We start from the raw sequence: 9,822 nt of genomic DNA on the forward strand, positions 1-9,822 counted from the left end.
CTCGGAAGACATCATCGTGCCGAGTGGGGGCGTGGGTAGCTGAGCTTGCGACCTTGGTCGATGCGCTTCGGCTGTTGTGCAGGCGAGACGGGCCGCGAACTCTGGTGCTGGGTCTCGCTTCGCTCGGAAGGTGTCATCGTGCCGAGTGGGGGCGTTGGTTGCTGAGGTTGCGACCTTGGTCGATGCGCTTCGGCTGTTGTGGAGGCGAGACGGGCCGTGAACGCTGGTGCTGGGTCTCGCTGCGCTGGAGGGTGTCATCGTGCCGAGTGGGTGGGGTGGTGGTGATGCCGCCGACCTCGAGGTCGGCCATGTGAGCCGGGGAAATGCGACTGGACCGCCGCGCACATGGGGGTGGTCGGCGGTCCAGGATTGATCGGGTCAGCGGCCCGTCAGGGTAGTGGCGGGTTCGCGTCCTCGTCGCCGATGAAGTCGACCGAGGAGTATTCGCGCAGCTTGGTGAGGCGGTGGTATGCGTCGATCATGCGGACGGTGCCCGACTTGGAGCGCATGACGATCGAGTGGGTGGATGCCCCGCCGCCGTAGTAGCGGACGCCGCGCAGCAGGTCGCCGTCGGTGACGCCGGTGGCGCAGAAGAAGACGTTGTCGCCTGCCACCAGATCCTCGGTGGTCAGCACCCGGTCCAGATCGTGTCCGGCGTCGAGAGCCTTCTGCCGCTCGGCGTCGTCGGTGGGCGCCAGCATGCCCTGCAGTTCACCGCCCATACAGCGCATGGCGGCGGCGGCGATGATGCCCTCGGGGGTGCCGCCGATGCCGACCAGGATGTCGGTTCCGGAATCGGGTCGCGCGGCGGCGATGGCGCCCGCGACGTCGCCGTCGGAGATCAGCCGGATACGGGCGCCCGCGTCGCGGACCTCCTGGATCAGCTCGGCGTGCCGAGGCCGGTCCAGGATGCACACGGTCAGGTCGGACTTCAGCAGGCCCTTGGCCTTCGCGACCCTGCGGATGTTCTCGCCGATCGGCGCGGAGATATCGATCACGTGGGCGGCGTCGGGGCCGACCGCGATCTTGCGCATGTAGAACACCGCGGACGGATCGAACATCGCGCCGCGATCGGCGACCGCGAGCACGGCGATGGCGCCCGGCGAGCCCTTCGACATCAGTGTGGTGCCGTCGACCGGGTCGACCGCGAAGTCCACCTCGGGACCGGTGCCGTCGCCGACCAGCTCACCGTTGTACAGCATCGGCGCTTCGTCCTTCTCGCCCTCGCCGATGACCACGATGCCGCGCATGGAAACGGAGCTGACCAGCTGCCGCATGGCGTCGACGGCCGCGCCGTCGCCGCCCTCCTTGTCACCACGGCCGACCCAGCGACCCGCGGCCATCGCACCGGCCTCGGTGACCCGGACCAGTTCGAGCGCGAGGTTGCGGTCCGGCGCCTCGCGGCGGCTGGGTGCGGGCGAAGATGCCGTCATTACGGTGTGCCTCCTACGGTCGTTGCTAGGAGTGATTGTCTCAGAAGCATGGACGTTCTCGATCAGGTACACCCGTACCGGCCCAGGGCCACCTGTGGTCGAGCCTGCCGGAGGGTGCGTGGATACTGGGAGCGTGTCGTACCAAAAGCCACGCATTCTCAACGACTACCGGGATCTGCTCTGGTCGCTGCTCCCGTTGGTACTGATCGCCGTGGTTTTCGCCGGGTTGGCAAGCCAGTGCAGCTTCGCGGCCAAGGGCCCGACGCAAGGGCAGATCCCGCACTTCGACGTCACCGCCGCGTTGACCGCGGACGCCCGCACCCTGCCTTTCCCGATCCGGAATCCGGGCCTGCCCGCGGGCTGGACGCCCAACTCCGGCAGCCGCGACACCATCACGAGCAACGGCGGCGGACCCGTCAGCACGGTGGGCTACCTCACCCCGCAGGGCACCTATATGCGCATGAGTCAGAGCAACGCGACCGAGGAGTCGCTGTCGCGTTTCGTGCTCGGTTCGCGCTACGCCAGCGGCACCGAACAGGTCGGTGACCAGAAGTGGATCGTCTACACCGAGCCAACTGAAGAGACGGCGTGGATCGCCGATCTCGGTCAGTCGCGCGTGCTCGTCACCGGCGCGGGCAACGAGGCCGCTTTCCGGACACTGGCCGCTGCCGTCGCCGCCGCCGAGCCGCTGCGCCGCTGAAGTGCTGAGCTACGGCGCGGAAGTGTTGAAGCGCTGAGGCGTCACCCCACGTCTGTCGGTGGTTGTGCACGTTGCCGAGAATCGGGTGTGGTCGCTACGGTGGCCATGGCGCGAGACACGCGAGGACCAGGTTGGGCGGAGGTTTGATGAATATGGCTGTCGGTAGCCGTCTTCCGCATGCCCGCATCCGGTCTGCTCGCCGCTGAATCTCGAATTCGCTCGCAGGCCGGACTCTTCCGATAGTCAGGAATGTCCCCATGTCTCGCCAAATCTCGACCGCCGATTCCGACTTGATCACCGATCGCCTGGTGCTGCGGTCGTGGACCGCCGATGAGGTGGCCGCCGTACAGGACGGCCGCCGACTCGACCACTGGGCCGCGGACTTCCCCGCCGAGGGCGACCGCGTCATCGTCTCCCTCATCGCGGAGTATCCCGGCTGGTTGACCGAATACGGCCACCGCCAGATCATCGAACGGGACACCGGCCTCGTCGTCGGCTCGCTCGGCTTGTTCTGGCCGCCGGTGGACGGTGCGCTGGAGATCGGATACGGCGTCGTCGGCTCGCGGCAAAATCGCGGGTACGCGACCGAGTCGACCAGCGCCCTCGCCGAATTCGCGCTGACCACAACGGAAGTGCACACCGTGTACGCGAATGTGGAGCTGTCGAACCCGGCCTCGATTCGCGTGCTGGAGAAGGCCGGATTCCAGCATTGGGCCACGGCAGACGACAAGGCCCGCTTCCGCGTCAGCGCGGCGGACTGACGCCTGGACCGGCGCGTGGGGCGGGTGCGCACCACGCGAACCGCGCGCCGGTCGCGCTGCCGTGCACACCGGACCGCGAGGGTAGGCCGAGCGGGGGACCGGTCCCTCAGCGGTGGTTCACCACGTTGACGATGGTGCCGCTCGGGTCGCGGACGAAAAAGCGGCGCACGCCCCATGGTTCGTCGCGCAGGGCGTACACGATGTCGGCGCCCGCGGCGACCATGTCGTCGTGCACGGCGTCGACATCGTCGACCTCGACGCTCATATCGGGTTGCGGCTGTTCGGCTTCCGGGCCGACGAGCAGGACCTGGGCGGTCGGGTTGGAGGGCGAGGCCATCGTCACCACCCAGCCGAGATCCATGGCCTCTTCGAAGCCGAGCAGCTTGTAGAACTCACGGCTGCTCTCCATGTCGTCGGTGCGAATGTCGGGGGTGGCGCGACGAATGGTCACTACGGCTCCTCGGGCTTATTCGGACTCGGCCTCGGATCGGGACAATGCGTCCTCGACGCGCTTGCGCGCGCCGGCGAGATGCTCCTCGCAGCGGTTGGCGAGTGCCTCGCCGCGCTCCCACAGGGCCAGCGAATCGTCGAGGTCCATACCGCCCTGCTCGAGCATCTTCACGACGTTGACCAGTTCGTCGCGGGCGCGTTCATAGCCGAAGGCGGCGATCTCGGCCAGCTCGGTGTCGGCGTCCTTGCCGGAGTCGGCCACGGTCATTTTCTCCCTGCTTCGATGTTTTCGGTGGGCTCGGCGTCCACTGTTCGGGCGCCGAGCTGTTGGGTGCCGAGCGCGGCGGCGGTCACGGCGCCGTCGGCGACGCGGATACGCAGCTGACTGCCCGCGGGCGCGTCGTCGATCGAGCGCACCACATGCCGCTCCTTACCGTTCACGCGCTGCACGACAGCGTAGCCACGGGCCAGCGTCGCGGCCGGGCCTACCGCGGTCAACTTCTCGCGCAGATGGCGCGTCGCCGTGGCTTCGGCGCGGATCAGATGTTCGGCGGTGCGCCTGGTTGCGGTGCGCAGTCGTTCGACTTCTTCATAGCGGCGTTCGAGTTCGCGCAGCGGATCGGCGAGCACCGGCCGGGAACGCAGCTGTACCAGCGCCCTGGCCTCACGGTCGACCCAGCCACGCAGCGCGGCGGCCGAGCGGGCTCGCATATCGCGCACACCGGCCAGCTCGGCGGCGGCGTCGGGCACGATGCGCTTGGCGGCGTCGGTGGGGGTGGCCGCGCGCAGGTCGGCGACCAGATCGCTGAGCGGGTTGTCGGGTTCGTGGCCGATCGCGCTGACGATCGGGGTGGTCGCGGCGACGATCGCGCGGCACAGCGCCTCGTCGGAGAAGGCCAGCAGATCCTCGACGCTGCCGCCGCCGCGGGCGAGCACGATCACCTCGACAGCTGGGTCGCGGTCGAGCTCGGCCAGCGCCTCCAGCATTTGCGGCACCGCGGTCGGGCCCTGCACCGCGGTATTGCGGATCTCGAAATGCACCGCGGGCCAACGATTACGGGCCACGGTGAGCACATCACGTTCGGCGGCGCTGGCCCGGCCGGTGATGAGTCCGACGGTCTTGGGCAGAAATGGGATCGGTCGCTTCAGCCGGGCATCGAACAGGCCCTCGGCGGCGAGCAGCGCCTTGAGGCGTTCGATGCGTGCCAGCAGCTCACCGATGCCGACCGGGCGAATCTCGATGACGCGCAACGACACTGTGCCGCGGCCGGTGAAGAACGAAAGCTTGCCGTAGACCACCACCCTGCTGCCTTCTTGCAGCGGGACAGGCGATGTGCGGATGAGGTCGGGGTCGCAGGTCACCGACAACGACATGTCGGCGGACGGATCGCGCAAAACCAGGAACGCGGTGCGGGTGCCGGGGCGCAGATTGATCTGGGTGATCTGGCCCTCGACCCAGATACTGCCGAGCCGATCGATCCATTGCGCGACCTTGATGGCCACCGAACGCACCGGCCACGGTTGCTCGGCGGAATTGGCCTGCGCGGCTTTGGCCGAATCGGCCGGACGGTCCGGTTGGCCGGAGGACACCCGGCCAACCGTCGACGAAGACGTCGGGGGTTCGGTCACTGGGCCCGCACGGTAGCGATCCGGTTCGTCAGCATGGTGATGAACGGCGCGCGGGCGCGAGTCTGCTGCTCGTAATCCAGCAGCGCGCTCAGATCCTCGACGGTGAGCATGCGCAGGCGGGCGCGTAGCTGGGCCAGGGTCATGGTGGCGTAGTCGTAGCGGGTGGCGACTTCCGGTTCGGCGATCTCCGGCTCGGGCTCGTCGGTGTCGAAGAGTGCGGGGGTTTCCTGCTCGGCGACTTCCGGTTCGATGAGGGTCTGCACGGCGGAGTTGTGGCCGTTGGACCGGTATTCGGCGGGTTCCTCGGCGGTGTACAGGTCGAAACGGCTGGACCGTGCGGTGGCGGGGGTATCGGAGCCGGGAGTTTGCTCGGGCGCCTCGTCCTCGTCGAACGTGGCCCACTCGGGTTGTTCCACGGGGCTATTGGTCAACTGCTCGAAGACCGCGTCGCCCTTGAGAGCGAGGCTGGTCACGAACTGCTGGATGTGCATCGTGGTCTGCAACATCTGGCTGATCGCGGTGATCGGGAGATTCATTGCCGCCGTGGGTAGCCGACGGGTTTCTTCGATGGCGTAAACGGCCGCACCGGCGGCGACGCGGGCCAGGAATGGTGGTCGGAACATGGTCCTAGCCTGCCCGAAGCGGGTTGTTATGCAAAGAACAGATGCGTATGTGTCACCGTCCGGCACCGCCATCCACCACCATTCCGGTCGATTCGTCCCAGACGGATGTCCGGACGTCACCCATATTGTTCCGCACCATGGCGTCGCGGCGGTGACCGGCCGCTGATCGATTCGTCCGGCGCACGTAAGCTGAACGGCATGTCTTCGGCCATATCCTTGAACCTCGGAATCGCCCGCTCGGCCGGTTCCGGATCTGCCGATGCCGACGGCGGAAAGCGGGTCCTACTCGCGGAGCCTCGTGGGTACTGCGCCGGCGTTGACCGCGCGGTGGAAACGGTGGAGAAGAGCTTAGAGAAGCACGGTGCGCCGATCTATGTGCGCAAGGAGATCGTGCACAACCGGCACGTCGTGGAAACACTGCGTGAGCAGGGCGTCGTCTTCGTCGACGAGACCGACGAGGTGCCGGAGGGCGCGGTCGTGGTGTTCTCCGCGCACGGTGTCTCGCCCGCGGTGCACGAGTCGGCGGCAGCGCGCAATCTGCACACCATCGATGCGACCTGCCCGTTGGTGACCAAGGTGCATCAGGAAGCCAAGCGCTTCGCCCGCGACGACTACGACATCCTGCTGATCGGCCACGAAGGTCACGAGGAAGTCGAGGGCACCGCGGGGGAGGCCCCCGATCATGTGCAGCTGGTGGACGGTCCCGATTCGGTGGATCGCGTCACAGTCCGCGACGAGTCCAAGGTCATCTGGCTGTCGCAGACCACACTCAGCGTCGACGAGACGATGGAGACGGTCAAGCGGCTGCGCGAGCGGTTCCCCTCGCTGCAGGATCCGCCGAGCGACGACATCTGCTACGCCACCCAGAACCGTCAGGTCGCGGTCAAGGCGATGGCGCCGGAGTGCGATCTGGTGATCGTGGTCGGCTCGCGTAATTCGTCGAACTCGGTGCGGCTGGTCGAGGTGGCCCTCGGCGCCGGCGCCAAGGCTTCCTACCTGGTCGACTACGCCCGTGAAGTGGATCCGGCGTGGCTGGAGGGCGTACGGACCGTCGGTATCACCTCTGGCGCCTCGGTGCCGGAAATCCTGGTCCGCGGTGTGCTGGACATGCTGGCCGAGCACGGCTTCGCCGATGTGCAGCCGGTCACCACCGCCAACGAGACGCTGGTGTTCTCGTTGCCGCGGGAGTTGCGCACCACTCGGAACTGAGCACTGTCGCACCGATCACGGTCGCCCGGGCTGTTGTCGGCGGCGGGCACGGTCGTAGCTACATGTTCTCCGGCTTGCGCCGTTCGGTCCTGCTCGGATCACGTTCGCGGTAGCGGACATTGGGCTGCGGATGCGGCGGCGGTAGCTCGGCGCGCCCACGAGCTCCCGACCTGCGGCTCGGCTCGGCGCCTGCGCGCGGCATCGCGGCGGTGGGCCGGGCTGGGCCACGGGTGCCGCGGGGATATTTGGCGGTGGGACGGTCGTCGGCCCCGGGTTCTTCGGCGGTCCCGGCCAGCCGCGGCGGCGTATCGGCCACTTGCGCGCCGGAGCGCCTGCGGATTCGCGGCGCTGCGTCATCATCGTCGTCATCGTCGTCATCGTCGTCATCGTCGTCGAGGTCGTCGGGGTCGGGCTGGGCGCGCTTGACCCGGCGGCGAGTGGATTCGGCCAGGGTGCTCGCGGACGTACCGGTTCGTGGGCGTTTCGGTGCGCTGCGGCCCCAGCTCGTGCCGCGCCTGACGTCGTCGGTGCGCTCGGAGGTTGCTTCGCGCCGGTGCAGCAGGATCCGGCCCGCGCCGATCGCCAGAACGAGCAGCGTGGCAATTGCCATCGTTGGGAACCTGTTCACCAACGGGATCGCCAGATTGAGCAGGATGTCCTTGATCGAGGTCGATTCGCGCCCGGTCAGCTGCTGATAGGCCAGCGGCACCGAAACGAACAGCAGCAGCGGCGGCGACACCATCGTGGTGAACAGACCGCGGTAGCGCACGGCGAGTACCGCGACCACGCAGCCGACCACATACAGCGTGGCGAACGTGCCGGTCAGCTCGCCGCCCTCGCCGCTGGCATCGATAAGGAACCCCAGAAACGTGCTGGCGACCGCGATCAGGACCGCTGCGCCGGCCGGGATGCCCGGGACCGACGGCAGGATCGAACGATGCGGCGCGGGCACCCGGGATTGCACACGTTGGGAAGCAGCCACGCTATGAACACTAACTGCCGCCACGCTCGGTGGCGTTACGGCACGGCCGTTGTCCGGGCTAATCGCCGGCGTCGGCGAAGCCCACCGCGCGCGGCCGGGAATCCACTCGATGGATTGCTGGCACCTCGTGCTCTGCGATTTCCAGGTCGTGCAATTTCCGTGCGGTGACCATCACCCGCGACTCCACGGATGCGACGGTGTAGTTGAAAGCGTCCACGGCCTTACCGAGTTGCGCGCCGAGCCGGTCCAGATGCTTGCCGGTCATGCCGAGGCGGGCGTACAGCTCCCTACCCAATTGCTGAACGGTTGCCATGTCCCGGGACAATGCCTCTTGCCGCCAGCTGAACGCGACCGTGCGCAGCAAAGCGATCAATGTCGTCGGCGTTGCGAGGATCACGTTGCGGCCGAACGCGTACTCCAGCAGTCCGGAATCGGTGGTCAGCGCGGCATCGAGGAAAGGGTCACCCGGCACGAACAACACGACGAACTCCGGAGTCGGATCGAATGCCGTCCAATATGCCTTGTCGGCCAGTTGATCGATGTGGGAGCGCAGATGCTTGGCATGCCTGCCGAGCAGTTCGGCGCGCACGTCGGGATCGTCGGTCGTGGTCGCGTCGAGATAGGCGGTGAACGGCACCTTGGCGTCCACGACGATCTGCCGGTTGCCCGCCAGGTGGACCACCAGGTCGGGTCGGACCATCGCGGTTCGTTCGGAAGTCTCGTCGCCGCGTGTGGCCCTGGTCACCTGGGTGTCGAAATCGCAGTGCCTGCTCATGCCTGCCAGCTCGACCACTCGCTCCAATTGGATCTCGCCCCACCGCCCGCGCACCTGCGGCGCGCGCAACGCCGCGACGAGCTGGCTGGTCTGGCTGGTGAGCTGGTGTGAGGTGCGCTGCATGCCCGCAACCTGTTCGCGCAGGCTGGAATAGGCATTGATGCGATGATGCTCGACCTGCTGGATGTGCTGATTCAGCGCGCCGACCGCCTCGCGCAACGGATCGACCATCGCGCCGATGGCATGCGAATGCCTGCGCGCCGCATCCTCGTTGGCCGCAGTGAGCGACTGCCGTAGCAACCGTTCGTTATCGGTGGCCGCCGCCAATCTCGCCTCCGCGGCCGTCGCCCGATGCCCCCCGCGCGCCGCATGCCCGAGCCAGCCGAGGCCGACCCCCGCGGCGAACACCAGCATCAGTGCGACGAGCATCGGTGCGGTCATAGCGCAGATAGTGCCGCACTCCACCGACAAGAAACTAATCCGCCGAGCTACCGGACAGCAGCACCTCGGCAAACAGCCGTGGAACCGCACGGACAGCCTGCGCAGCTGCTTGCCTCGGCAAGCTCAGCAAACCGCACAGGGCGATCGAGTGACATCGAGTGCGGCCCACACCGTCAACACCCGAAACCACCAAGAACCGAGTCGCACAAGCGCCGCTCCCCGCCCTCCGCGCCGCAGGCGCATCCACCGAAGTCGCGATCATCCCCCTCGACACACCCTCGGTACGGTGACCCCTCCGAGCCTGGCGAGCCCAGCCCCAGCGTCCGCGGCCCGTCCCACCTCTACAACCGCCACAGAGCATCCACCAAACCCGCAAGTCCCTCCCGACGCACCGACTCCGCACGATGACGCCTTTCGAGCGCAGCAAGACCCACCACCCCAGTTCACCGCCACCCCACCCCTGCGGAGCCCAATCGCCGACCCGAAACCCACGCCCACCACCGACGCCCCCAACTCGGCACTACGACGAGACCCAGCACCAGCGTTCGTAGCCCGCCCTACCTCCCCACAACACTGCGAAGCGCAGACAAGCAAGTCACACGATCCCCACTGACGCGCCCACTAGGCACGATGACACCTTCCGAGCGAAGCGAGACCCAAGCACCAGCGTTCACGGCCCGTCTCGCCTCCACAACAGCCGAAGCGCATCGACCAGGGTCGCAACCTCAGCCACCAACGCCCCCACTCGGCACGATGACACCTTCCGAGCGAAGCGAGACCGAGCCCTAGAGTTCGCGGCCCGTCTCGCTTCCGAGCCGT

Annotated in this window: 10 protein-coding genes; 3 read left to right on the top strand and 7 right to left on the bottom strand. The window is 67.6% G+C overall.

Annotation, left to right across the window (positions count from 1 at the left end; all coding sequences use genetic code 11):
• Positions 1 to 389: 389 nt before the first annotated feature.
• Complete coding sequence (glpX, locus tag ACFU4Z_RS36360) at positions 390 to 1,433, bottom strand: class II fructose-bisphosphatase (RefSeq protein ID WP_379072876.1); 1,044 nt, start codon at positions 1,431 to 1,433, stop codon at positions 390 to 392.
• A gap of 133 nt (positions 1,434 to 1,566) precedes the next feature.
• Here glpX and ACFU4Z_RS36365 point away from each other — a divergent pair, with 133 nt between their 5' ends.
• Together ACFU4Z_RS36365 and ACFU4Z_RS36370 are read left to right on the top strand one after the other, a co-directional pair.
• The gene (locus ACFU4Z_RS36365; protein ID WP_379072879.1) at positions 1,567 to 2,133 is read left to right on the top strand and encodes a DUF4245 domain-containing protein; all 567 of its coding nucleotides are present in this window, start codon (positions 1,567 to 1,569) and stop codon (positions 2,131 to 2,133) included.
• 257 nt (positions 2,134 to 2,390) lie between these two features.
• Complete coding sequence (locus tag ACFU4Z_RS36370) at positions 2,391 to 2,894, top strand: GNAT family N-acetyltransferase (RefSeq protein WP_379072883.1); 504 nt, start codon at positions 2,391 to 2,393, stop codon at positions 2,892 to 2,894.
• Between the two features lie 106 nt (positions 2,895 to 3,000).
• On the opposite strand, the gene ACFU4Z_RS36375 is transcribed toward ACFU4Z_RS36370, so the two are convergent.
• From ACFU4Z_RS36375 to ACFU4Z_RS36390, 4 genes are read right to left on the bottom strand one after another with little or no spacing between them, the layout of a single operon-like run.
• A complete protein-coding gene (locus tag ACFU4Z_RS36375) occupies positions 3,001 to 3,345 on the bottom strand; it encodes a VOC family protein (protein ID WP_379072887.1) in 345 nt (114 codons plus the stop codon).
• Positions 3,346 to 3,360: 15 nt separating this feature from the next.
• Positions 3,361 to 3,612, bottom strand: coding sequence for an exodeoxyribonuclease VII small subunit (locus tag ACFU4Z_RS36380; RefSeq protein ID WP_379072890.1), 252 nt, complete (start codon positions 3,610 to 3,612; stop codon positions 3,361 to 3,363).
• Positions 3,609 to 4,934 carry an exodeoxyribonuclease VII large subunit gene (gene xseA / locus ACFU4Z_RS36385; RefSeq protein WP_379072903.1) on the bottom strand — a complete coding sequence of 442 codons (1,326 nt, stop codon included), beginning with the start codon at positions 4,932 to 4,934 and terminating at the stop codon, positions 3,609 to 3,611. The genes ACFU4Z_RS36380 and xseA overlap by 4 nt, the downstream gene beginning before the upstream one ends.
• Positions 4,935 to 4,969: 35 nt before the next feature.
• The gene (locus tag ACFU4Z_RS36390; RefSeq protein WP_379072892.1) at positions 4,970 to 5,596 is read right to left on the bottom strand and encodes a lipid droplet-associated protein; all 627 of its coding nucleotides are present in this window, start codon (positions 5,594 to 5,596) and stop codon (positions 4,970 to 4,972) included.
• A gap of 198 nt (positions 5,597 to 5,794) precedes the next feature.
• On the opposite strand from ACFU4Z_RS36390, the gene ACFU4Z_RS36395 reads away from it, so the two are divergent.
• Positions 5,795 to 6,805: a 4-hydroxy-3-methylbut-2-enyl diphosphate reductase gene (locus ACFU4Z_RS36395; protein WP_379072895.1), complete on the top strand. Its 1,011-nt coding sequence runs from the start codon at positions 5,795 to 5,797 to the stop codon at positions 6,803 to 6,805.
• Positions 6,806 to 6,863: 58 nt separating this feature from the next.
• Here ACFU4Z_RS36395 and ACFU4Z_RS36400 read toward each other — a convergent pair whose 3' ends face one another.
• Both ACFU4Z_RS36400 and ACFU4Z_RS36405 read right to left on the bottom strand, forming a co-directional pair.
• Positions 6,864 to 7,787 (bottom strand): DUF6542 domain-containing protein, encoded by a 924-nt coding sequence (locus ACFU4Z_RS36400; protein WP_379072897.1) that lies wholly within the window; start codon positions 7,785 to 7,787, stop codon positions 6,864 to 6,866.
• A 58-nt stretch (positions 7,788 to 7,845) separates the two neighbouring features.
• Positions 7,846 to 9,003, bottom strand: coding sequence for a DNA recombination protein RmuC (locus ACFU4Z_RS36405; RefSeq protein ID WP_379072900.1), 1,158 nt, complete (start codon positions 9,001 to 9,003; stop codon positions 7,846 to 7,848).
• Positions 9,004 to 9,822: the final 819 nt, after the last annotated feature.

Source organism: Nocardia sp. NPDC057440 (assembly GCF_042802915.1).
Taxonomy (GTDB): domain Bacteria; phylum Actinomycetota; class Actinomycetes; order Mycobacteriales; family Mycobacteriaceae; genus Nocardia.

Coding starts and splice junctions, on each gene's coding strand:
- ACFU4Z_RS36405 (WP_379072900.1), bottom strand. CDS start 9,003: ATGACCGCACCGATGCTCGTCGCACTGATGCTGGTGTTCGCCGCGGGG.
- ACFU4Z_RS36380 (WP_379072890.1), bottom strand. CDS start 3,612: ATGACCGTGGCCGACTCCGGCAAGGACGCCGACACCGAGCTGGCCGAG.
- glpX (WP_379072876.1), bottom strand. CDS start 1,433: ATGACGGCATCTTCGCCCGCACCCAGCCGCCGCGAGGCGCCGGACCGC.
- ACFU4Z_RS36395 (WP_379072895.1), top strand. CDS start 5,795: ATGTCTTCGGCCATATCCTTGAACCTCGGAATCGCCCGCTCGGCCGGT.
- ACFU4Z_RS36370 (WP_379072883.1), top strand. CDS start 2,391: ATGTCTCGCCAAATCTCGACCGCCGATTCCGACTTGATCACCGATCGC.
- ACFU4Z_RS36390 (WP_379072892.1), bottom strand. CDS start 5,596: ATGTTCCGACCACCATTCCTGGCCCGCGTCGCCGCCGGTGCGGCCGTT.